General features: G+C 69.6%; 21 protein-coding genes and 1 riboswitch. Of the genes, 13 read left to right on the plus strand and 8 right to left on the minus strand.

All coding sequences use genetic code 11. From position 1 onward, the window contains the following. Window positions 1–232: 232 nt before the first annotated feature. The 5 genes from EPO51_RS06230 to EPO51_RS06250 form a co-directional block, all read right to left on the minus strand. Window positions 233–598, minus strand: a complete 366-nt coding sequence (locus EPO51_RS06230; RefSeq protein ID WP_293347357.1) for a response regulator transcription factor — start codon at window positions 596–598, stop codon at window positions 233–235. Window positions 599–681: 83 nt separating this feature from the next. Further along, on the minus strand, window positions 682–1,329 hold the full coding sequence (locus EPO51_RS06235; RefSeq protein WP_293347360.1) for a response regulator transcription factor: 648 nt from the start codon (window positions 1,327–1,329) through the stop codon (window positions 682–684). Then, entirely contained in the window at window positions 1,326–2,849 is a 1,524-nt protein-coding gene (locus EPO51_RS06240; protein ID WP_293347363.1) for a sensor histidine kinase, read from the minus strand. Before EPO51_RS06240 ends, EPO51_RS06235 begins: the two co-directional genes overlap by 4 nt. A gap of 113 nt (window positions 2,850–2,962) precedes the next feature. Continuing rightward, on the minus strand, window positions 2,963–3,163 hold the full coding sequence (locus EPO51_RS06245; protein WP_293347366.1) for a hypothetical protein: 201 nt from the start codon (window positions 3,161–3,163) through the stop codon (window positions 2,963–2,965). Between the two features lie 144 nt (window positions 3,164–3,307). Beyond that, window positions 3,308–4,033, minus strand: coding sequence for an alpha/beta fold hydrolase (locus tag EPO51_RS06250; protein ID WP_293347369.1), 726 nt, complete (start codon window positions 4,031–4,033; stop codon window positions 3,308–3,310). A 281-nt stretch (window positions 4,034–4,314) separates the two neighbouring features. Here EPO51_RS06250 and EPO51_RS06255 point away from each other — a divergent pair, with 281 nt between their 5' ends. The 7 genes from EPO51_RS06255 (at window position 4,315) to EPO51_RS06285 (ending at window position 10,281) form a co-directional block, all read left to right on the plus strand. Beyond that, the gene (locus EPO51_RS06255; RefSeq protein WP_293347372.1) at window positions 4,315–4,782 is read left to right on the plus strand and encodes a YHS domain-containing (seleno)protein; all 468 of its coding nucleotides are present in this window, start codon (window positions 4,315–4,317) and stop codon (window positions 4,780–4,782) included. After that, a complete protein-coding gene (locus tag EPO51_RS06260; protein WP_293347375.1) occupies window positions 4,779–5,270 on the plus strand; it encodes a hypothetical protein in 492 nt (163 codons plus the stop codon). The genes EPO51_RS06255 and EPO51_RS06260 overlap by 4 nt, the downstream gene beginning before the upstream one ends. Next, window positions 5,267–6,187 (plus strand): ATP-grasp domain-containing protein, encoded by a 921-nt coding sequence (locus EPO51_RS06265; protein WP_293347378.1) that lies wholly within the window; start codon window positions 5,267–5,269, stop codon window positions 6,185–6,187. The genes EPO51_RS06260 and EPO51_RS06265 overlap by 4 nt, the downstream gene beginning before the upstream one ends. Then, window positions 6,184–7,095, plus strand: a complete 912-nt coding sequence (locus EPO51_RS06270; protein WP_293347381.1) for an MBL fold metallo-hydrolase — start codon at window positions 6,184–6,186, stop codon at window positions 7,093–7,095. Before EPO51_RS06265 ends, EPO51_RS06270 begins: the two co-directional genes overlap by 4 nt. Before the next feature lie 76 nt (window positions 7,096–7,171). Continuing rightward, window positions 7,172–7,996, plus strand: coding sequence for a 3-hydroxybutyrate dehydrogenase (locus tag EPO51_RS06275; RefSeq protein ID WP_293347384.1), 825 nt, complete (start codon window positions 7,172–7,174; stop codon window positions 7,994–7,996). Continuing rightward, complete coding sequence (locus EPO51_RS06280; RefSeq protein WP_293347387.1) at window positions 7,996–9,309, plus strand: NAD(P)/FAD-dependent oxidoreductase; 1,314 nt, start codon at window positions 7,996–7,998, stop codon at window positions 9,307–9,309. The genes EPO51_RS06275 and EPO51_RS06280 overlap by 1 nt, the downstream gene beginning before the upstream one ends. 33 nt (window positions 9,310–9,342) lie before the next feature. Next, a complete protein-coding gene (locus EPO51_RS06285; protein WP_293347390.1) occupies window positions 9,343–10,281 on the plus strand; it encodes a LysR family transcriptional regulator in 939 nt (312 codons plus the stop codon). Here EPO51_RS06285 and EPO51_RS06290 read toward each other — a convergent pair. Beyond that, a complete protein-coding gene (locus EPO51_RS06290) occupies window positions 10,278–11,486 on the minus strand; it encodes an MFS transporter (protein WP_293347393.1) in 1,209 nt (402 codons plus the stop codon). The genes EPO51_RS06285 and EPO51_RS06290 overlap by 4 nt on opposite strands. Window positions 11,487–11,643: 157 nt before the next feature. Further along, on the minus strand, window positions 11,644–12,123 hold the full coding sequence (locus EPO51_RS06295) for a cupin domain-containing protein (RefSeq protein ID WP_293347396.1): 480 nt from the start codon (window positions 12,121–12,123) through the stop codon (window positions 11,644–11,646). Window positions 12,124–12,342: 219 nt separating this feature from the next. On the opposite strand from EPO51_RS06295, the gene EPO51_RS06300 reads away from it, so the two are divergent. From EPO51_RS06300 to EPO51_RS06310, 3 genes are all read left to right on the plus strand, one after another. Beyond that, window positions 12,343–13,512 (plus strand): patatin-like phospholipase family protein, encoded by a 1,170-nt coding sequence (locus EPO51_RS06300; RefSeq protein WP_293347399.1) that lies wholly within the window; start codon window positions 12,343–12,345, stop codon window positions 13,510–13,512. Then, window positions 13,509–14,018: a DUF302 domain-containing protein gene (locus EPO51_RS06305; protein WP_293347402.1), complete on the plus strand. Its 510-nt coding sequence runs from the start codon at window positions 13,509–13,511 to the stop codon at window positions 14,016–14,018. The genes EPO51_RS06300 and EPO51_RS06305 overlap by 4 nt, the downstream gene beginning before the upstream one ends. 110 nt (window positions 14,019–14,128) lie before the next feature. Beyond that, complete coding sequence (locus EPO51_RS06310; protein WP_293347404.1) at window positions 14,129–15,034, plus strand: class I SAM-dependent methyltransferase; 906 nt, start codon at window positions 14,129–14,131, stop codon at window positions 15,032–15,034. Window positions 15,035–15,095: 61 nt separating this feature from the next. Here the strand turns inward: EPO51_RS06310 and EPO51_RS06315 are convergent, their stop codons facing one another. After that, window positions 15,096–16,142, minus strand: a complete 1,047-nt coding sequence (locus EPO51_RS06315) for an ABC transporter substrate-binding protein (RefSeq protein WP_293347407.1) — start codon at window positions 16,140–16,142, stop codon at window positions 15,096–15,098. A gap of 86 nt (window positions 16,143–16,228) precedes the next feature. Here EPO51_RS06315 and EPO51_RS06320 point away from each other — a divergent pair, with 86 nt between their 5' ends. The 3 genes from EPO51_RS06320 (at window position 16,229) to EPO51_RS06330 (ending at window position 21,533) form a co-directional block, all read left to right on the plus strand. Then, complete coding sequence (locus EPO51_RS06320; protein WP_293347410.1) at window positions 16,229–16,891, plus strand: response regulator transcription factor; 663 nt, start codon at window positions 16,229–16,231, stop codon at window positions 16,889–16,891. Continuing rightward, window positions 16,888–18,255 (plus strand): sensor histidine kinase, encoded by a 1,368-nt coding sequence (locus EPO51_RS06325; protein WP_293347413.1) that lies wholly within the window; start codon window positions 16,888–16,890, stop codon window positions 18,253–18,255. Before EPO51_RS06320 ends, EPO51_RS06325 begins: the two co-directional genes overlap by 4 nt. Before the next feature lie 246 nt (window positions 18,256–18,501). Then, window positions 18,502–18,591: riboswitch (glycine riboswitch) on the plus strand. A gap of 236 nt (window positions 18,592–18,827) precedes the next feature. Further along, window positions 18,828–21,533, plus strand: a complete 2,706-nt coding sequence (locus EPO51_RS06330) for a TonB-dependent receptor domain-containing protein (RefSeq protein WP_293347416.1) — start codon at window positions 18,828–18,830, stop codon at window positions 21,531–21,533. Window positions 21,534–21,580 lie beyond the last annotated feature (47 nt).

The raw sequence follows: 21,580 nt of genomic DNA on the forward strand, positions 1-21,580 counted from the left end.
CGTGCTCCTCGCCTCCGGCCGTGGGCTAAGCGGTCACCACGCCGGCGCCATCTCCGGCGAGCGCCCTGATTCAATATCCAAACGAAAACCCAGTCGGGCGATTTGCGATCAAGTGAGCCCACTTTTGGAGTCGTCGACCGCGTTTTGGAGTCGGGCTTCCCTGTAGATCGATCGGATCATTTAGAGTCAGCGACACCTGGGCGCGCCCATGCATACCAGGATGCGCCTCGGGTCAGGCGACGGCGCGCTCGATCGCCTCGAGCAGGCCGTCCGGATCGATGGGCTTGGTCAGGAAGGCCGCGGCGCCCCGGCCCATCGCCTGATCGCGAGCGGCGTCGGTCGGATAGGCCGTCATCACGATCACCGGATGCCGCCAGCCGCGCAGAGCCATCTCCGCCTGCAGCTCCAAGCCCGTCATACCCGGCATGTGAAGGTCGGTAACGATACAGGCCAACCGCCCCTGCGCGCCGGACGCCAGCAGTTCCTCGGCGCTGGCGAACGCCAGGCCCGCCATGCCGGCGGAGCGGAGCAGGCTGTCCACGCTGCCCCGAACGCCGGGATCGTCGTCGACGATCGCAATGAGGGGGGCGAAGCTCAAGAAGGTCACTCCGGACGCCGCGCAGGCCGAGCGCCAGGGCGGGAGCGACAGATGCGCTCCGGCCGGCGCACGCACCATCATACTCAGATGTTATACCGGTGGATGCTCTCGTCGCGGACGCCCAGCACCTCGGCCATCCTCACCAGGTCGGCGAGCGACTGCGCCTCCATCTTCCGCATGACGTTCCCGCGGTGGATCTTCACGGTGATCTCGGACAGGTCCATGCGGGCGGCCACCTGCTTGTTCATCAGGCCCGTCACGACGAAGCCCATGACCTCGCGCTCGCGCGGAGTCAGGCGCCGGTAGCACTCGTTCAGCCGCGCGTTCCCGGCGTCGCCCGCCCGCCGTGTGCGGTCTGCATCGATCGCGGCGGCGACGGAGCGCAGCAGTTCGTCGTCGCTGAACGGCTTGGGCAGGAAGTCGATAGCCCCCGCCCGCATGGCGCGGACGGTCATCGGGATGTCGCCATGGCCGGTGATCAGGATCACGGGGATGTGGATGCCCTGCCCGGCCAGCCGCTCCTGGAAGTCGAGCCCGTTCTCACCCGGAAGCCGGACGTCCAGCACGAGGCACGACGCGACGTTTGGAACGCCCGCCGCCAGGAATGCCTCCGTGCCCTCGAACAGCGCCACGTCGAACCCGCTCGACCGCAGCAGGCTGCCGATCGACCCGCGGACTTCGGCGTCGTCGTCGATGACGCACACGCGGCCGGCTTCAGGATTCTGGGTCATGCTGCGACCTGTTCGCTGGCGTCCGCGAGGGGCAGACGGAATCGGAACGTCGCGCCCCCCTTCGGATTGTTGGCGGCGGCCAGCGTGCCGCCATGCTGCTCCACGATCGAACGGCAGATCGACAGGCCCATGCCCAGGCCCTCCGACTTGGTGGTGAAGAACGACTTGAAGAGACTTTCCGGCTCGACGCCGACGATCCCAGGGCCGCCATCGTGGACCTGGACCAGCACGCCGTCGTCATCGCTCGACAGTTCGACGGCGATCTCGCGCCGTTCCGCCGGCGTCTCCGCCATCGCCTGCTCGGCGTTCAACATCAGGTTCATCAGCACCTGCTGCACCTGCACCCGATCGCCCGCGACCGGCGGAAGACCGGGCGGCGCCTCGATGCGGATCTCGACCTCATGCGCCTGTAGATCGCGGCGCAGCAGGGCGATCGTCTCCGCGACGAGCGGCGTCAGGTCGATCGGGCTCCGCTTGGGATCGGCCTTGCGCGCCAGGTCGCGGATACGGGCGATGACCTCGGCGGCGCGGGTCCCATTGGAGGCGATGTGCTCCAGGCAGTCCGACACTTCCGGCGCGTCGGGCGCCTCCCGCGCCAGCCAGCGCTTGGCGGACTTCGCGTAGGTTATGATCGCCGACAATGGCTGATTGACCTCGTGGGCGATGGACGCCGCAAGCTGCCCCAGGGTCGTAACCCGGGACACGTGCGTCAACTCCGCCTGCGCCTGAGTCAGCCGCGCCTGGGCCCGGTTTCGCTCGGTGAGGTCCAGCGCCATGACCAGGACATGGGTCCAGCCGTTGTGCTCGGGCGGCAGCGTGACCCGGAGCACCACGTCGACGATCTCGCCCGACGCCGTCCGGAACGAGGCCTCCTCCTCGATGGCTTGGTCGCCGCGCATCAAGGCGCCGAACATCCGGGCGAGAGCCGCCTCGGTCGCGGGCGTGTAGTGCGCCGCGACCCCACCCGCCAGCAGCTCTTCGCGGCGGCGCCAGCCGAACAGGCGCGCCGCCGCCTGGTTCGCGTCGCGCACCTGGATCGCGCCCACGACCTCTCGCACCAGATCCAGGTCGGCCTCGCGACCGTCGCGCAGCAAGGCCAAGGCCGCCGACCAGTCCGACTCCCAGATGGGAAACCCGGCGGCGTTGAAGATGGCGCGGTAGCGCTCGTCCGCCCGCCGGCGCTCCTCGGCCGCCGCCTGGTGGCGAATGGAGAGCGTCGTGGTAATTCCGATGGCGACGAGGCTGACCGCCAGGCGCATGGCCGGCGAGCCCAACGGCTCGGTTCGATGGCTGACGATGTAGCCGACGATGGCGAGCGCGGCGCAGACCACGCCGGCCGTGGCCACGTGCGACCGCGCCTGGCTGCGCGCCGCCACCAGCACGACCGTGGTGTAGAGCACCGCGACGGCGCCCTGCAGCGGGCTCAGGATATCCAGCGCGAAGATGCCGACCGCGAGCGTCATCGCGAGCGCGGTCTGCAGCCGCCCCGCCATACGCCTGGCCTCCGCATCGCCCCGCATCATGGTCTCCCGCCACCGCCTGTCGAGGAACAGCCATCCGAACGCCAAGCTGGACGAGGAGTCGGGCGACCGCAACCGGCGGGTGGCGCGCCTAGTGCGCCGAAGCGTCGAAGTCACCGTCGCGCGACCCAGAGCACGAAGGACCTACCTGGGCAGGCGTCGCGCCAGGCGTGCTGTCCGCCCAGCTGCGTCGCCAGACTCTCGATGGGCAGGCGGCCAAGGCCCGAACCGCGGTGGTTGATCTCATCGGCGGGCGAGAAGCCGCCGACCGCCGGTCCGGCAGGGACGCCGAAGTTCATGGCCGTGGTGGTCATCGAGGCCTCCTCATCCGCATTGCGGTGTGAGGCGATCTTTCCCGCCCGGCAGTGGCCGGCGGTATCATACGCAGGTTTAGGGGCGGCCCGGACGGCGGGAGTTCTCGAGGCCCACCACACCGGGGATATGCCGCCGCCCGCCATCTAGGCTCGCTTCGCGGCGTCCAGGATCAGCCGCGTCACCGCGTCCGGGTGCGAGATCAGCGACAGGTGGCTGGAGCGAAGTTCGACGGTGGTCGCGGCCATCCGCTTCGCCATGAAGCGCTGCAGGTCCGGATTGATCGTCCGGTCCTCGGTCGAGACGGCGTACCAGCTCGGCTTTGAACGCCAGGCGGCCTGGGTGGTCCGATCGCTCAGCAGCGCCTTTCGGAACGGCTGCTGGGCGGCGTAGAGCACCCGCGCCCGCGCCCGCGGAACGTCGCCTGCGAAGTCGCGCAGGAAGGCCGCCTCCCCCAACCGACCCTCATCGCCATCATAGACGATGCCTGCCGTCGCCGGCGGCGCCGAGAAGCGGCCGGCCAGCGCCCCATAGTCCTCTCCCGCGTCAGGCGCGCGCGCCGCCACATAGGCCAGCGCCGAGACGTTGGGATGCACGCCCGCCTCGCTGATGATCATGCCCGCGAAGGAATGGCCCGCCAGCACGGTCGGCCCATCCTGGCGCGCGAGCACCTGCTGGACCGCGGCCACGGCTTCGGGCAGACGCGTGAGGGGGTTCTGCACCGAGGTGACGTTCAAGCCCCGCGCCTGCAGCCTGCCGATCACCTCCGCCCAGGATGATCCGTCCGCGAACAGTCCGTGGGCGAGGACGACGTTGCGCGCGCTCAACGGGGCGCTGACCCGCGCGGCGGCGCCTTGGGCGATTAGGGACACGCCGGCGCCAGCGGAAAGGTTCAACAACACAGCACGTCTATTGATCATCGACGTCGAGCTCCGGTGAAACCGAAGGCCGTCCTAGACCGATCTCAAGCCGTCGCCACCTATCCCAAAGTCTGATGCCGCCGGGCCCGCCTCGTTCCGATAGGCGACCATTGCCCCGCCTCGACGAACCATAACCTTTCGGCATGAGCGCCCGCGGGGCGGACTGAGTATCTCAGAGGTCGACCGGCAGTTCGGTCGCGTCGCAGCGGCGACGGTGCTGGGAGGACGCTCGCTTGAGAACAAGAACACCAACCCTGAAGGCCTTCGCCGCTGCGACGCTCATCGCCTTGGCGCCAACGGCGATCGCGACGCCCGCCTTTGCCGCGCCGGAGATCTACGTGGCGCCGTTCTCGAAGGTCGCGGTCGGTGGCTACGACGCCGTCAGCTATTTCGCGGGCGCGCCGGTCAAGGGCGACGCGAAGTTCGCCACCGTCTGGAAGGGCGCGGAGTTCCGCTTCGCCAGCGCCGCCAACCTGGCGAAATTCAAGGCCGACCCGGCCGCCTATGCCCCCCAGTACGGCGGCTATTGCGCCTGGGCCGTGGCCGGCGGCTACACCGCCAAGGGCGATCCGCAAGCCTGGAAGGTCGTGAACGGCAAGCTCTACCTCAACTACGACCAGAACGTTCAGAAGCGCTGGGCGCAGGACGTCCCCGGCAACATCGCCAAGGGCGACCGCAACTGGCCAAAGGTGCTGAAATGAGCCGGTCCCGCATCCTGGGCCTGGTCCCGCATGCGCTGGCGCTCTTCATGGCGGCGGTCTTCCTGGACAGCCTGCGCTACAAGTTCACCGACCACCCCAAGACCCAGGTGATCTTCGGCCGGCTGGATGGCTGGACCAGCGAATTGGGTCTGCCTGGCCTCTTCGCCCACACCGGCCTGTTCAGCCAGTACGTCATCGGTTCGATCGAGCTGCTGGCCTCGAGCCTGCTGGTGCTGGGGATCGCGCCGCAACTGCGCCACCTCCAGGCCGGCGGGGCCCTGGCCGGCTTCCTGGTGATGGCCGGCGCGGTCAGCTTCCATCTGTTCACGCCGTTGGGCGTCGACCCCAACCACGACGGTGGGGGCCTGTTCGTCGCGGCCTGCATCAACCTGGGCGCGGCGATCCTTCTGCTGGGCGTGTTCCGGCGGCGCGAATTCGCGCTCCTCCTCAACCGGGTGGCGGCCGTCTTCGCGCCGACCAAGTCATGAGCGATACGCCATGGACCTCCGACTTTTCCGTCCAGGGACGGGCCGTCCGGGTCAAGAAGACCGGCGCGGTGATCCCCCTCGATCGCGCCCTGGCCTCGGAAGCGGCGACCTGGTTCGGCCTATATCTCGCGATCCAGACCAAGAGCCTCGTGAACCACCTGCTGCCGCCGGGACCGACCGTCTGGTTCGCGCCGGACCGGCCGCGGCCCTGGTACCTGATCTGGGCGGCGGCGGCCTGGAACGGGGTGCGGATCGCGCGATCACCGGACGAGGCCCAGGCGGCATTCTACTTCGAGGACGCTACCGTCGCCGCGCCGCCGCCTCGCTGGCATTCGCGCGCCTTCAACTACGGTTGCGCCGACATCAGCAAGACCCGGGTCGCCGAGGTGTTCGGCGAGGTGTTCGGCTATCCCCTGTCGCTGGATCCTGAGGCCGGCGCCGGCCTGGCGGTCGAAAAGGGCGAGGGCAACGGCGTCCATGACGGGCGCATCGTCCGCCTGCCCCGGCGGGCCCGACCCGGCCGCACCTACCAGCGGCTGATCAACAACGTCGAGAACGGCCTGGCCGTCGACCTGCGCACGCCGTTCGTGGGCGGCAAGCCGGTGGTGGTGTTCCTCAAGCGCCGCCGCGTCGAGGATCGCTTCGCCAACCACAATTGCAGCGTCGGCATGGCCCGGCCCGAGGACGTCTTTTCGCCCGATGAGATCGAGACCCTAGGCGTGTTCTGCCGCGCCATGGGCCTGGATTGGGGCGGCCTGGACATCCTGCGCGATCGGACCACCGGCCGGCTCTATGTCGTGGACGTCAACAAGACCGACATGGGGCCGCCCATCGCCCTGCCCTTCTTCCACAAGCTCCTGGCCGTCGCCCGCATGGGCCGCGCGCTGCGAGCCCTGATCACGGAGCCAAGGTCATGATCCCCTTCGTGCGTGAGTTGGCGTTCAAGTACGGTCGGCCCGACCGGGTGAGCCCGCTGATCCGGCGGGTGATCGCGCAGAACCCTGGCCCGTTCACCTTCACGGGCACCGGCGCTCATGTCGTCGGCCATGGCGAGGTCGCGATCGTAGATCCGGGCCCGGACGACCCGCGCCAGGTCGAGGCGATCCTGAAAGCCACGCGCGGCGAGCGGATCACCCACATCTTCGTCACTCACAACCATCTGGATCACTCCCCGGCCGCGCGACCGCTAGCGGAGCGTACCGGCGCCGTGATCTACTCCGGGACGACCTACTGCCGGCCCTCGGGCGGCGGGGATCGCCTCGAGGCCGGCGACGACCTGGCCTTCCGGCCCGATGTGGCGCTGAGCGACGGCCAGACCTTCCGCGGCCCGGGCTGGACGGTCGAGGCGGTCGCAACGCCGGGCCACACCTCGAACCACTACGCCTTCGCCTTGTTGGAGGAGAACGCCCTTTTCCCCGGCGACTGCGTCATGGGCTGGTCGACCAGCGTGGTCAGCCCACCCGACGGCGACATGGGCCTTTACATGCGCAGCCTGGAGCGGATCCGCGCCCGACGCTACGACGCGCTGTTCCCGGCGCACGGCCCGCCAATCCGGCGCGTGGACAGCTTCCTGGCGGCCTATATCGTCCACCGCCGCCAGCGCGAGAAGCAGATCCTGCTGGCGCTTGAGACCGGCGGCCCGGCCACCGTGCGCCAGTTGGCCGCCAGGCTGTACGCCGACACGGACGAGCGCCTGCATCCGGCCGCCTGTCACTCCGTCCTGGCCCATCTGCTCGACCTCTACCGGCGCGGCGTGATCGACCTGGCCGGCGAGATCGGCATGAGGGGGCTCTGGCGGCCGCTCTTCATGCGCCACGCGGCCTGAGCCCATGCGCTCCCGGTATTTCACCGGGCGCGCGCGCCGACGCACCTTTCCGGCCTGACCCCAACAGGACCCCCACATGACGCTCACCGCCACCCAGACCACCTCCACCCTCTCCCGCCCGCTGGAGGACCGGGTCGCCATCGTGACCGGTTCCACCAGCGGCATCGGCCTGGGTATCGCCGAGAGCCTGGCCGAGCGGGGGGCGAACCTGGTGCTGAACGGCTTCGGCGACCCGATGGCGATCGAACGCACCCGCGAGACCCTGGCCGCGCTGCACGGCGTCGAGGTGATCTACTCCCCGGCCGACCTCTCGATGCCGGAGAGGATCTGCGAAATGGTCGCCTTCGCCCGCGATGTGCTGGGCCCCATCGACATCCTGGTGAACAACGCCGGCATCCAGCACGTCGCGCCGGTGACCGAATTTCCGAACGCCAAGTGGGAAGCCATCCTCGCGGTGAATCTCTCCTCGGCGTTCTACGCCAGCAAGGCCGTCCTGCCGGAAATGCTGGAGCGCGGCTTCGGGCGGATCGTGAACATCGCCTCTGCCCACGGCCTGGTCGCTTCGCCTTTCAAGTCGGCCTACGTCGCCGCCAAGCACGGGGTGGTCGGGTTGACCAAGACCGTCGCCCTGGAGACGGCCCGGATGGGCGTGACCTGCAACGCCATCTGCCCGGGCTACGTCTGGACGCCGCTGGTCGAGAAGCAGATCGCCGATCAGGCCCGCGCCCACATGATGAGCGCCGAGCAGGTGATCGCCGACGTCCTCCTGACCGCACAGCCCAACCGCAGGTTCGCCAGCGTGGAGGAGATCGGCGCCTTGACCGCCTTCCTGTGCGGGGAGCACGGCGCCTCGATCACGGGAGCGGCGCTCTCTGTTGACGGCGGTTGGACCGCCCACTGATGGCCAGTTCTCGCCAGAAGGTGGTGATCGTCGGCGCGGGCTTCGGCGGGCTCTCCGCCGCGGCGGCGCTGGCGAAGACCGACGCTGAGGTGACGATCATCGACCGTCGCAACCACCACCTGTTCCAGCCCCTGCTTTACCAGGTGGCGACGGCTGGCTTGGCGCCGACGCAGATCGCCAGCCCGATCCGCATGATCCTGCGCCGCCTGCCGAACATCCACATCGAGCTGGACGAGGTGACCGGCGTCGATCTCGCCGCCCGCCGGGTGCGGCTGGGCGAGCGGACCCTGCCCTACGACCAGTTGATCGTCGCCGCGGGCGCCACGCATGCCTATTTCGGCCGCGACGACTGGGCGGAGCACGCGCCTGGCCTCAAGTCGCTGGAAGATGCGCTGGCGCTGCGCCGCCGGGTGCTGCTGGCCCTGGAGTCCGCCGAACTGGACATGGACCGCGACGCCCGGGAACGGCTGCTGACCTTCGTCGTGGTGGGCGGCGGTCCGACCGGCGTGGAACTGGCCGGCGCCATCGCCGAGCTGACCCGCCGGGCGCTGGCCTGCGACTTCCGCCGCATCCGCGGCCAGCGCGCGCGTATCCTGCTGATCGACGGCGGGTCGCGGGTCCTCAGCACCTTCTGCCCGTCCCTGTCGGCCTATGCGAAGCGCGCCCTGGAGACGCTGGGCGTCGAGCTGATGCTGGGCCAGCCGGTGGCCCATTGCGACACGCATGGCGTGAAGGTTGGCGAGGCGCGGATCGAGGCGGGCAACGTGATCTGGGCCGCGGGCGTCCAGGCCTCGCCCGCCGGTCGCTGGCTGGGCGCCGAGACCGATCGCGCTGGCCGGGTCTTCGTCGAAAAGGACCTGACCCTGCCGGGCCATCCCGAGGTGTTCCTCATCGGCGACTGCGCCAGCATCCGCGACGCCACCGGCGCGCCAGTCCCCGGCGTGGCGCCCGCCGCCAAGCAGGCCGGCGCCTATGCCGCCAAGGTCATTGCCGCCCGGCTTGCCGGCGCGAGGGCGCCCGGCCCGTTCCGCTACGCCAACGCCGGGAGCCTCGCCACCATCGGCCGGCAGGCCGCCGTCGCCGACCTCGGGCGCGTCAAGCTGACCGGCTTCCCGGCCTGGATCTTCTGGTGCGCGGCCCACGTCTGGTTCCTGATCGGCTTCCGCAACCGGCTGCAGGTCGTGCTGGACTGGGTGTGGTCGTATCTCACGTTCGAGCGCGGCGCGCGGCTGGTTTTCGAGGCCGTGACGCGTGGGCGCGATCCGGCAATCCGTGTAGCCTCACCGGCGGCGGAGGCGCGTATCGCCTCCTAACCGCGCTTCCTGGCAACTGGGGGAAAACCAGCCATGGAGATGCAGCAGGTCCGCTACTTCCTCGCCCTGGCGAGGACGCTCAACTTCACGCGCGCGGCCGAGCAGTCCAACGTCAGCCAGCCGGCGCTGACCCGCGCCATCCAGCAGCTCGAGCACGAGCTTGGCGGGCCGCTGTTCCACCGCGAGCGGCAGAACACCCACCTCTCCGAGCTGGGCAAGATGATGCTGCCCTATCTGGAGCAGATCCAGACCCAGACCGAGGCCGCCAAGGCCCAGGCGAAGGCCAGCAAGAAGCTCGACAACGTCACCCTGCGGATCGGCGTGATGTGCACCATCGGCCCGCAGATGATCGCCGACCTGATCGTCAGGTTCCGGGTGGCCCATCCGAACGTAGACCTGGAAGTCATCGAGGAAGGCTCTGCCGAGTTGCAGGAGATGCTGTCCAAGGGCGACCTCAACCTCGCCCTGTTCGGCTTGCCGGAAGCGCTGGACGTCCGCTTCCACGGCCTGCCGCTCTACAGCGAGCGCTTCGTGATCGCCCTGCCGGCGGACCATCCGCTCGCGGCCCAGAACGTCGTGACCTGCCGGGACACTCACGAGCAGCCCTACGTCAGCCGGACGGATTGCGAGATCTTCGACTACGCCCGCCGGGAGCTTCGCGCGGCCGGCGTGTTCTGGAAGAAGGTCTTCTCCTCGGAACGGGACGACTGGGTTCAGGGGATGATCAAAGCCGGACTGGGCATCGGCTTCTTCCCCGAGCTCAGCGTCACCGACCCCGCCTTGGTCACCCGCCGCCTGATCGAGCCGGAGTTCACCCGCACGATCATGCTGGTGACGGTCCGCGGCCGTCCCCATTCCCCGGCCGTCGGCGCTTTCGTCCAGCAGGCCCGGGCATTCAAGTGGCCGCCGGGCGCCCTGGACCCCATGCCGTGCGGTTCCGACGACTGCGAACTGGAAGCGGCCGACAGCTAGGCCGCCTGCGCCGCCGCCGGGGTCGCCCTGCCCGCCGTCGCGGGCCGCAGGGTCGCCGCGAGGGCCGCAGCCGTCACCAGCGACGCGCCGACCACACCAACCGCGGCGGGCCAACCCGAACGATCGTAGATCTGACCGATCACCGCCGCGCCGGCCAGGCCGCCCAGATAGTAGCTGGCGAGGTAGATCCCGCTGGCCGCCGCGCGGTCGTCGCGGGCGGCGCGGCCGACGAAGCCAGTGGCGGTGGCCTGGGCGAAGAAGGTCCCGACGGCGACGAGGGTCAGCCCTGCGATCACCGGGATGATCGTATCCGCCAGAAGCAGCGGCAGCCCGGCCACCGCCAGGCCCAGTGACCCGAAGAAGGTCGGCCGCGGCCCGAACCGGCTGGCGACGCCACCGGCCAGCGGTGTGGTGATCATCGAAGGCAGGAAGACGAAGTAGACCAAGCCCAGGGCCATGGAGCTCAGTCGCAGAGGCGGCTCGGCCAGGACGAAGTTCACGTAGGTGAAGGTCCCCAGGAACGCGAACAGCACGAAGAAGCCGATCCCGAAACTGGCCACGAGGCATCGGTTGGTGAAGTGGGCCGCGATCCGCGAGAGGGCGGACCGGCGCATCTCGGCCGCCGCGGCGGCCATGGCCGGGGCTTGGCTCAGCGTCAGGTAAACCAGCGCAGCGCCGGCCAGGTTCAAGGCCGCGAAGGCGTAGAAGTTGACCGCCACGCCGGCGGTGGAAGCCACCGCCGAGGATACCAATCCCCCCACGAGATTCGAGACCACGTTGCCGGTGATGTAGGCCGCCAGCGCCCCGGCGGTCGCGGCGCCGGTGTTCTGCTCGGACAGGTAGGCCATGGTGAGGGTGAAGGCCGCGGACATGAATACGCCCTGCGCGATCCGCAAAGCTGTGAACGTCGCGAGGTCCGGGGCGTGGGCCAGCAGGGTCGTGGGGATGGCGAGCAGGGCCAGGCTGACCCAGATGCCGCCGCGGCGCGGGAGTCGGTGGCTGAGCAGGGCCACGACCAGGCCGGCGGCCGCCATGCCAATCGTGGAGGCGTTGACCGCCACGCCCATGGCCGAGCGCGAGACCCCGTACATCCGAGCCAGGGTGGGTAGGATGGCCTGGGCGGCGAAGAGGTCGACCAGGGTCAGGAAGCCGATCAGGCCGATCAGGGTTCGGCGCAGCAGCGGGCTGGGGTCGGCGGCGGTCATGGGGTTTCTCCGGGTTGGAAGACGCAAAAGGCGCGTGGCGCGCCGGAACGGATCCGGGTGCGCCACGCGCCTGCGCCGAGGCCTTGGACTTGGGGGTTTGAGGCCTCGGTGGACCCGCGGCGCGCCGGGCGGGGGATAGCGGCGCCGCGGGCGGTGCTCACATGTGGTCGGCGGCGGCCGTAGCGTCGGCGTCGTTCTTGATGTCGGCGGCGATCAGGACGGCGGGAACCTTGCCGTTGTTCTTCCACCAGTGGCTGACGCCCTTCTTCTCCTCGGCGACCTCGCCGGCCTTGTGGTCGATGCCCACGGCGCAGGTGGAGTTGTACTCGGTGATCTGCCCCGAGACGGTCATGATGAGGGCGGGCCGGTCGGTGTGGCTGTGCCACGGCACGACACCGCCCGGCTCGACCACCAGCCGCCGCAGGCGCAGGCGGCGGTTGTCGAGGCCATTGATCTCGCCGCCCAAGGCGACGAAGGCGAGCTCGTTGTCGGTGACCTTGGACGGCGTCGTCTCGCCGGTCGTGCGGGCGTCGGCGCGCATCTGGTCAGCCGGGCAGGTCCCGGCCGAGGCGGCGCCGGACGCGAAAAGGGCGGCGGCGAGCGAAGCTGTCGCGGTGAGGATCAGGGAGGTCTTCATCGGGGTCTCTCTTGGGGTGTTCGATGATCCGAACCTAGAGAGCGGCCGCGGCGCGCTGAATTCGCTTTAAGTTATGGCGGCCATGCGCGGAGGGTTCACGCTCCGCATGACTGTTGAATACTTCACCTGCTCGCGTGGATGCTGCCGATGTGCTGGCCGCATGGCGCCATTACCCAACCGACATTTCCGCAGCGGGGCGCGGCTTGCGACAAGGACGGCATGAAGACCGCCGCCAAGATCTCAGCCGCCCTCGACAAGTCCAAGCTGGGCCAGGTCGTCCTGGTGTTTCAGGGCGGCGGCGCCCTGGGCGCTTATCAGGCCGGCGTCTACCAGGCCCTGCAGGAGGCGGGCGTCGAACCCGACTGGGTGATCGGCACCTCGATCGGGGCGATCAACGCCGCCTTGATCGCCGGCAACGCGCCCGGCCAGCGCCTTGAGCGGATGCGCGAGTTTTGGGACCGCATGACCCACTCGCGCACCACGCAGTTCGCCGGGATGCTGCCCGGGATCGGGACCCTGATGGCCAACGCCATGACTGTGGCCAACGGCCTGGAGGCCTTCTTCCGCCCGAACCCCTGGGCGTTCCTCGGCATGCAGACCCCCCTCGGGTCCGAGCTGGCCGGCTACTATTCCACCGATCCGCTGGAGAAGACGCTCGGCGAATTGCTCGACCCCCAGCTGCTGAACGCAGAGCGTCCCCGGCTCACCGTGGGCGCCGCCAACGTGCAGACCGGCCAGATGCGATACTTCGACAGCCGGGACGACGTTCTGACCGTGCGCCACGTCATGGCCTCGGGCGCCCTGCCCCCGGCCTTCCCCGCCGTCCGTATCGAGGGCGAGCTGTATTGGGACGGCGGCATTCTTTCCAACACGCCGGTCGAGGCGGTGTTCGACGACAAGCCGCGCCGTTCGGGCGTGGTGTTCGCGGTGCATATGTGGGCTCCGAACGGACCCGAGCCGGACTCCATCTGGAGCGTGCTCTCGCGGCAGAAGGATCTCCAGTATTCCAGCCGCGCGATCACCCACATCACCCGTCAGAAGCAGATCCACAAGCTGAGGCACGTGATTTCGGAGCTGGCCTCGAAGCTGCCGCCTGACGTGCGGGCTTCGAATGAGGTCGGCGCGCTCGCCGCCTACGGCTGCCCGACGCAGATGCACGTGATCCGCCTGCTCTCCCCGCCGCTCGCCGGCGAGGACCATGCCAAGGACATCGACTTCAGCCCCTCGGGCATCAAGGCGCGCTGGGCAGCCGGCTACGCCCACACCGCCCGGGTGCTGGACCAATCCCCGTGGACCCACTGTGTCGACCCCATGGAGGGCATCATCCTCCACGAGGCCGAGGCGGGCCGCGTCACCGAAGACATCGAACCCAAGGACATCCAGAAATGACCCGCATCGCCCGCCAATCCCTGATGGCCCTTGCCGCCGGCGTGAGCCTGGCCCTCTGCGCCGGCGCGGCCTCCGCCGTGGCCGACCCCACCGTCGCCAACCAGCCGGCCCACGGCGTGGTCCGCCTGGCCAGCGCCCACGCCTTCGACGACACCGTCGCCCGCATCAAGGCCGATATCGCCGGCAAAGGCATCCAGTTCTTCACCGAGATCGATCAAGCCCAGCTCGCCAGGGGCGCGAAGATCGAGCTGCGCCCCTCCAAGCTGCTGCTGTTCGGCAACCCGCCCCTGGGCGCCCAGTTCCTGACCTCGAACCCGTATGCCGGCCTGGACTGGCCCGTACGCATCCTGGTGACCCAGGACGCCGCCGGGAAGGTCTGGGTCGCCTACACCGACTTCAACTGGATCGCCGACCGTTACGAGATCCGCGACCGGGGGGCCCAGATCCGGATGGCTTCCGAGGTGGCCAGCTCGATCGCCGGGAGTGTCGCGGCGAAGGGCGACTGAGCTTGGCGCCGACGGCCGGCCAGCAGGCGTAGGGCGGCGGCGACGCTCGTCGGCTCAGCGCGCTTGCACGTCGCTCCGATTCAACTTCGAAGAGCGACATCGGGCGGTGCGTGGAGAGCGTGACCCGCCGAGCAGCCCTGAGCTATGGTCCAGCAATGCTTATCCCCTGCGCCGTCTGTGGCGGCAAACCAGACCCGTACCGTCACGACTGGCTGTTCCGCTGTCCCGACTGCGGCGTGCTCTCATCGGATCTCCCGGTGGCTATTCCGGACCTGCCGAGCGACGGCCCCCTGGACGAAGGCGCGCGGGCGGCGGGCCTCGACGCCCTGAGGCGGCGCAACAACGCCCTGATCCTGCAATCCCTCGCCGATCCCGCGGCAAAGAAGGGCCTGCGGTTGTTGGACGTGGGTTGCGGTCCGGGCTTCTTGCTGGACCAGGCGGCCGACTTCGGCTTTGCCGCGGAAGGCATCGAGCCGGACGCGAACGTGCTGGCCACGGGACAACAGCGCGGCCTCGCCATTCGCGGCGGCCTCTTTCCGGATGCCCTCTCCCCCGAAGAGCACTTCGACGCCATCGTCTTCAACGACGTGCTGGAACACATTCCCGACGTCGAGGCCGCGCTGGTCGCCGCCTTCCGGCACCTCCAACCCGGCGGGGTCCTATGCCTCAACTGCCCGGACAAGCGGGGGCTGTTCTTCCGCGTCGCGGCCGCCCTGGATCGGATCGGGGTTTCCGGCCCCTACGACCGGCTCTGGCAGAAGGGCCTGCCCTCTCCCCATGTCTGGTACTTCACGCCCGCCTTGCTCCGGCGGGCGGCCGAACGTGCGGGCTTCGAGGCGTCTGGCGACCTTCGCCTCGCGACCGTCGATCTGAAGGGCCTGTGGCCGCGCATCCGGATGGTGCGGGAGACATCCCTGCCGATGGCCGCGGCGGCGTGGATTTTCACCTGGATCACCTGGCCGCTGGCGCGCCTGCTGCCCAGCGACGCGACGGCGTGCTTTTTCAGGAAGCCATAGGGCGCGTCGTGTTTGGCTGCGTGACGGCGAAGTCCGTCTCGGGCGGGCCGGGCGCGCGCGGTCAGCGAGCTTCCGGCGAAAGTCCCGCGCGCCACTGCGCCAGCAGCCGTGCGCGCCGCGCCTGGTCCAGATTCGCCAGCAGGGCCGGCCCCACGCGGATCGGCCGCCCGCCCGCGGGCTGAGGCCCGGTCGGGGCCGCCAGGATCGGCGTCAGGCGCCCTTCGCGCAGCTTCTCCTGGCCCTCTTCGGACAGAAGGTAGTCCAGGAACAGGCGCGCGGCGTTCGGATGCGGCGCAGAACGCGTGATGAAGGCGATCCGCGAGATCGTGAAGTGGTAGTCGCTTGGGGTGACGTATCCGATCTCCGGATCGCGGCTGGCCCATGCGGCGGCGTACGAGCTGTTCATATTGTAGGCGAGCAGGTGCTGGCCTGAAGACACTCGTCCGAGGATCGCGCCGCCCGGCACGTAGAGCCCCGGGCGGGTGCGGCCGATTTCACCCATCAGGGTCCAGGCATCGGGATAAACCTGGATGTCGGCGGACATGTACATGAAGCCCACGCCGCTCGCGGCCGGGTCGTACATGGCGATCTTGCCCCGCCAGCGTTCGGGGTTCTCCCGGATGGCGCGCAGCAGGTCGGCATGGCTCTTAGGCGCTTCCGCCGGCGACAGCAGGCGGCGGTTGTAGGCGAACCCGATCGGCTCGGCGGTGATCCCAAAGCCCGCATCGCGCCAGACCGCCCAGCGCGGCAGCCGCGCGGCGCCCGGGCTCCGGTAGGCCTGGGCATAGCCGTCGTTGACGAGCTTGACCTGAATGTCCATCGAGGAGCTCCAGGCTAGGTCCGCGACCGGCCGGCCCGTGGCCGCTTCGGAGACGATCGCGTCCTGGATGGCGGTGGCGGTGAGCTCGCGGTAACGCACCTTCACCCGCGGGAATCGCCGCTCGAAACCCGCCACCACCGGGCCGGCCACGTCGGTGTTGCCGTAGACGACGACCTCGCCCTCGTGGAGCGCGCGGCGGACCACGCCCGAAGCCGTGCCCTGGTCCGGGGCGGCCGGCTGGCAGGCCGCCAGGCCCACCAGCGCGAGCATCGCCGCCAGCCGCGCCATGGCCGTCTTGACGCCCGGGAACGACTGGCGTCGGATAGCGCTGCCCTCCCCGAAAACACTGACCACGCGGCCCCGCAACCTCGACCATGAAGATACTTGTTGTCGAGGACGATGTGCTGCTCACCCGTTCGCTCTCCGCGACGCTCAAGGCGGCTGGGCACGAGCCCCACTGCGTCGCCACCGGCGAAGCCGCCCTGAAGTCCGCCGGCGGCCAGGCTTTCGATGCCGTCATCCTCGACATCGGCCTGCCCGATATCGACGGTTTCGACGTTCTGGCGCTGCTCCGGCGCGAGGGATCGTCGCTCCCCGTGGTCATGCTGACGGCCCGCGACGCCGTCCGCGACCGCATCGCCGGCCTCGACATGGGCGCCGACGACTACGTGCTTAAGCCCTTCGATCCCGAGGAACTGGTGGCCCGTGTCCGGGCGGTCGCGCGCCGTCGAGCGGGGGCGGCCTCAGAGATCCTCGCGGTGGGCGCCCTCGTCTGCGACCTCCATGGCGGGACGGCCCGCGTGGGCGCGCGCGTGCTCGACCTGCGCCCGCGCGAGTGGGCCGCGTTGAAGGTGCTGGCCAGCCGTCCGGGGCGAACTGTCCAGCGCGACCTGCTGATGGCCGAGATGTTCCCCGGCGACCAGGCCGTGGCGCCGAACGTCCTCGACGTGCATGTCGGACGGCTACGCCGCAAGCTGCAGCCGGACGGGCCGCAGCTACGCACCCTGAAGGGGCACGGCTACAGGCTGGACCCGTGAAGCGGCCGCCCCCGAGCCTGGCGTTCCGCCTGCTGCTCGCCCAGATCCTGCCCCTGGCGCTGCTCGCCGCCGCCCTCGCCGCGGGCGGCGCGGCCGTCGCTCATCGGGTCGTCGAGCGCACCTCGGACCGCCTGCTGGCCGGCTCGGTCTCGGCCATCGCCGAGCAGGTCGGCGCCGAGGGCGGGCGCGCCACCGTCGCCTTGTCGCCCTGGGCCCTGGGCCTCCTGGACGGCCCGGAGCGGGACGCTGTCTTCTATAGCGTGCGTCAGGGCGCGCGCCTGGTGACGGGCTATCCGGAGCTGACCGCGGGCGTTCCGCCGCCGGCGGACGAGACCACCTTCGGCGACGGCCGGGTCCGCGGGATGCCGGTGCGGGTGGCGGCGACCCGCGTGCTCGTGCCCGGCGTCGCCGAGCCGGTCGTCGTGACGGTGGCCCAGACCCTGGACTCGCGACAGGCCAACGTCCGGGAACTGCTCCTGGGTCTCATCGCCCTGCCCGTCGTCCTGGTCCTGGGGGCGGCGCTGCTGATCTGGCCGGCCACCGTTTGGGCCCTGCGCCCGCTTCGCCGCCTGGTGGCCCGGCTCACCGACCAGTCCAGCCGACCCCGCGCGAGTTACGCCCCGGCCGACATGAGCGGCCTGCCCATCGAACTCCAGCCCCTCGTGCGCGCCTACGACAGCCTGCTCGCCAGCCTGGACAGCACGGCGACGGCGCTCCAACGCTTCGCCGCCGACGCCTCGCACCAGCTCCGCACACCGCTCTCGGTGATCACCGCCAATCTCGCGCTGTTGGGCGGCTCGCGGCTTCCGCGCGGCGACGCCTTGGCCCTGATCCGCGATTCGCGCGACGCCTCCGCCCGGCTCCACCTCGTGCTGCGACAGCTCCTGGCGCTGGCCCGGGCCGAGGCCGCGGTCGCCTCGGGCAGCGCCGAACTGGGCGGCGTGGTGCGCCAGGTGTTGTTCGACGCCCAGCGCGCCCACCCCTCCGCGATCCTGCGCGCCCGCCTGCCGGAAGCGCCCGTGGAGGCGAAGGGCGACCCCGTCCTCCTGCAGGAACTGCTCCGGAATCTGGTTTCCAATGCGGTGGCCTATGGCGGGGGGACCGTCTTCGTCGCCCTCAAGGCGGGCGGCGACGCCGGCCACCAGGTCACCGTCTGGGACCACGGGCCCGGCCTCAGCGACCGCGATCTGGAGCGCCTTTCCGAACGCTTCTACCGCGGCGACCGGGCCACGGGCACGGCGGGCGCCGGGCTGGGCATCGCCATCGTCCGAACCATCGCCGAGGCCTTCTCCATCGGTCTTGAGATCGGCAACCGCCAGAGAGCGGCTGGCCTGGTCGTCCGTCTGCGGTTGCGACCCGCCTAGATATGTGGCGCCCACACCACAGGATCTAGGCAATCGGCCGCGCCGCGGCGGTTCGACCGCCAGCGGCTTTTCGACACCAAACTGTCAGCAACCTGTCACGGCGTGTGCGGCGCGCACCCGCACCCACAACTCACACGATAGCCAAGGGGGTCCAGAGGCATTTTCTTGCTCTTCTGTCGCAGATTGCTGGAACATCATGCCGATCTGGGAAGCTTTGACACACGGGCTCGCCTCATTCTTACCTGTCGGCGCTCTCGCGGGAGAGATCGGGGTCGACCCGACGCCGAAGGCGCAACCGCCCCGGAAACGCTCAGGCAAACGGACCGCAGAGCAAGGACTGACGCTGGAAAGCAGGCCGGGGGAACCGGCCTCGCCGACGGAGCAAGACGCCGACGGGCGCTCGAATCTCTCAGGCTCGTGGACAGCGGGGGCAGGACGGCCGGAGGGCGACGTAATCCAGGCGCGGCTATGAGCCGAGCTTGGGAGGGCGCCGTCCGCCTGGGAAGCGACATCAGATCGCGAACAGGGAGGAAGCAACTGTCGTTCACGACCACGAGAATCGGGGATTTCGTATGGCCACTTTCAACCGCAACCGCACTCGCCTGCTGATGGGCTGCAGTCTGGCGCCCGCCCTGCTGGCGGCGTGCTACGCCACCGCCGCCGCCGCGCAGTCGGGCGGCGCCGAGGCCGAGGTCGAGGCCGTCGTCGTCACGGCCTCGCGGATCGACCGCGCCGGCTTCGAGGCGCCGACCCCGACCGTCCACATCACCGCCGAGGACCTGAGCGTCGGCGCGCGGCCGAACGTGGCCGCCGCGCTCAACGACATGCCGCAGTTCCGCGCCACCACCTCGCCCCAGACCACCGGCACCAACACCGGCGCCGGCAACGCCCCCCTCGACCTGCGTGGCCTGGGCATCAGCCGCACCTTGGTGCTGGTCGACGGTCGCCGGCTGGTGGGCGACAACGACCTCAACGCCGTGCCCACCGTCCTCATCAAGGGGGTCGACGTGGTGACTGGCGGCGCGTCGGCCGCCTGGGGTTCGGGCGCCGTGGCCGGTGTCGCCAACATCACCATGGACCGCGAGTTCACCGGGGTTAAGCTCGGCGCGCAGTACGGCCTGTCATCGCGTAGCGACGGCGAGGAGTTCCGCTTCGAGGGCGCCTACGGCGAGACCTTCTCCGACGGTCGCGGCCACATCGTCGTCGGCGGCGAGTTCCTCGACAACGAGGGTATCGTCCCGAAGGTCTCGCGCAAGAACATCGGCCGCTGGGCCCAGGTCTCCAACGGCGCCGGGGCCTTCATCAATGTGGGCGACGTCGGCTTCTCGGATGCGGCCTACGGCGGCCTGATCATGTCGGGCGTGCTCAAGGGCAAGGCCTTCAACCCCGATGGCTCGCTGCGGGATTTCAACTACGGCAAGGTCGTCGGCACCTCGATGATCGGCGGCGAAGGTCCGTCCAACGACGACCTCAGCCCGCTGGTGACCCCGCAGCGGCGCTACAGTGGCATGATCGGCATCACCTATGACGTGAACGACAAGCTGAAGATCACCGCCGACCTGCGGCACTCGCGGATGTGGAACGACTACATCTGGTTCGGCGACCACAACCGCGGCAATCTGACCATCAAGAGCGACAACGCCTTCCTCCCCGCCGCCGTGCGGACGGCGATGGCGGCCGCCGGCCAGACCACCTTCACCATGGGGCGGTTCAACTCCGACCTGTCCTATTCGCGGATCGACTTCGAGCGGGTGAACACCCAGGCCACCCTCGCCCTGGATGGCGAGTTCGGCGAGAGCTGGCGCTGGAGCGGCTACTACAGCTACGGCGAGTTCGAGAACAATATCGACACCCCCGGGTTCCTGCTGCGAACCGAGTACGCCCAGGCGGTGGACTCGGTGATCAGCCCGACCACTGGTCAGGCGGTCTGCCGGGTGGCGCTGACCAACCCCTCGACGAACTGCGTGCCCATCAACCTGTTTGGACTGGGCGCGCCCTCGCAGCAGGCGATCGACTACGTGACCGGCACGCCGTCGCAGCGCGCCACCACCTCGCTGAGCGTGGGCGGCTTCAGCCTGCGCGGCGAACCGTTCAGCCTGCCGGCCGGCCAGGTCTCCATCGCGGTCGGGGCCGAGGCGCGGCGCGAGAAGGTCAACCAGACCGTCGGCGCGCTGGACCTGGCCAAGGCTTTCCAGACCTTCAGCTTCTCACCGATGTCCGGCGACTTCACGGTCAAGGAGGCTTTCGGCGAGGTGCTGGCGCCGATCGTCAGCGACGTTCCGGTGTTCAAGAAGCTCGAGCTCAACGCCGCCGCGCGGATCTCGGACTACAACACCACCGGTTCGATCTGGTCCTGGAAGGTCGGGGCGACGAACGAGTTCTTTGACGGCTTCCGCGGACGGGTCACCTACTCGCGCGACATTCGCTCGGCCAACCTGTCCGAACTCTTCACCACCACGACGACCGGCTACAACAACATCAACGACCCGGTGAAGGGCCAGACCGTCTATGTGCTGAACAACGGCGGCGGCAACCCGAACCTGATCCCCGAGACGGCCAAGACGCTGACCGTCGGGATCACCTACGCGCCGCCGGCGATCCCCGGCCTGAACATGTCGGTCGACTATTTCCACATCAAGATCGACGACGTGATCACCACGATCGCGCCGCAGGACATCGTCACCCGGTGCTTCAACGGCAACACCGACCTCTGCAGCCGGGTCGAACGCGATGCGGGCGGGAATATCGTGCGCACCCGGTCCACCTTCGTGAACCTCGCCCGCTACGAGACGGACGGCGTCGACGCGGAGGTGTCATACGCCGCGCCCCTGGACACCTTCTTCGACGGCGCGCCGGGCCGCGTCCAGTTCCGCCTCGTCGGGACCTGGGTGAACAGCCTGACCACCGACGATGGCGTGAGCGAGATCGAATACGTCGGCTCGCAGGGCTACTCGTTCGGCCTGGGCGTGCCCGAGCTGCGGGTGGTCGGAAGCGCCGCGTGGCAAGGGGACATCTTCGGGGCCAACCTGCGCGCCCGCTACATCTCCGCGGGCGACTACAACAAGACCATCAAGATCGTGAACAACCACATCGGGGCCTACACCTACTTCGACCTCGGGGTGACGGCGCGCCTGCCCCAGTTCGCGGACCGCGACGTCCAAGTCTACGGCAACATCACCAACCTGTTCGACAAGGATCCGCCTCCCGGGTCGCTCTACTCGCCCTACTACGATGTGATCGGTCGCTACTTCACCGTCGGGGCGCGGCTCGCGTTCTGAGCCTGCCCGAGGCCGCCGGCCCCTCGGGGTCGGCGGCGTTCTCCCGC

Origin of the sequence: Phenylobacterium sp. (genome assembly GCF_004297125.1) — a bacterium.
Classification (GTDB): domain Bacteria; phylum Pseudomonadota; class Alphaproteobacteria; order Caulobacterales; family Caulobacteraceae; genus Phenylobacterium.

Bases quoted from the DNA above. Each gene is read 5' to 3' on its own strand.
- EPO51_RS06280 (WP_293347387.1), top strand. From the start codon at position 7,996: ATGGCCAGTTCTCGCCAGAAGGTGGTGATCGTCGGCGCGGGCTTCGGC.
- EPO51_RS06320 (WP_293347410.1), top strand. From the start codon at position 16,229: ATGAAGATACTTGTTGTCGAGGACGATGTGCTGCTCACCCGTTCGCTC.
- EPO51_RS06265 (WP_293347378.1), top strand. From the start codon at position 5,267: ATGAGCGATACGCCATGGACCTCCGACTTTTCCGTCCAGGGACGGGCC.
- EPO51_RS06330 (WP_293347416.1), top strand. From the start codon at position 18,828: ATGGCCACTTTCAACCGCAACCGCACTCGCCTGCTGATGGGCTGCAGT.
- EPO51_RS06295 (WP_293347396.1), bottom strand. From the start codon at position 12,123: ATGAAGACCTCCCTGATCCTCACCGCGACAGCTTCGCTCGCCGCCGCC.
- EPO51_RS06245 (WP_293347366.1), bottom strand. From the start codon at position 3,163: ATGACCACCACGGCCATGAACTTCGGCGTCCCTGCCGGACCGGCGGTC.
- EPO51_RS06235 (WP_293347360.1), bottom strand. From the start codon at position 1,329: ATGACCCAGAATCCTGAAGCCGGCCGCGTGTGCGTCATCGACGACGAC.
- EPO51_RS06300 (WP_293347399.1), top strand. From the start codon at position 12,343: ATGAAGACCGCCGCCAAGATCTCAGCCGCCCTCGACAAGTCCAAGCTG.
- EPO51_RS06290 (WP_293347393.1), bottom strand. From the start codon at position 11,486: ATGACCGCCGCCGACCCCAGCCCGCTGCTGCGCCGAACCCTGATCGGC.
- EPO51_RS06315 (WP_293347407.1), bottom strand. From the start codon at position 16,142: ATGGCGCGGCTGGCGGCGATGCTCGCGCTGGTGGGCCTGGCGGCCTGC.
- EPO51_RS06240 (WP_293347363.1), bottom strand. From the start codon at position 2,849: ATGCGGGGCGATGCGGAGGCCAGGCGTATGGCGGGGCGGCTGCAGACC.
- EPO51_RS06260 (WP_293347375.1), top strand. From the start codon at position 4,779: ATGAGCCGGTCCCGCATCCTGGGCCTGGTCCCGCATGCGCTGGCGCTC.
- EPO51_RS06270 (WP_293347381.1), top strand. From the start codon at position 6,184: ATGATCCCCTTCGTGCGTGAGTTGGCGTTCAAGTACGGTCGGCCCGAC.
- EPO51_RS06285 (WP_293347390.1), top strand. From the start codon at position 9,343: ATGGAGATGCAGCAGGTCCGCTACTTCCTCGCCCTGGCGAGGACGCTC.
- EPO51_RS06275 (WP_293347384.1), top strand. From the start codon at position 7,172: ATGACGCTCACCGCCACCCAGACCACCTCCACCCTCTCCCGCCCGCTG.
- EPO51_RS06305 (WP_293347402.1), top strand. From the start codon at position 13,509: ATGACCCGCATCGCCCGCCAATCCCTGATGGCCCTTGCCGCCGGCGTG.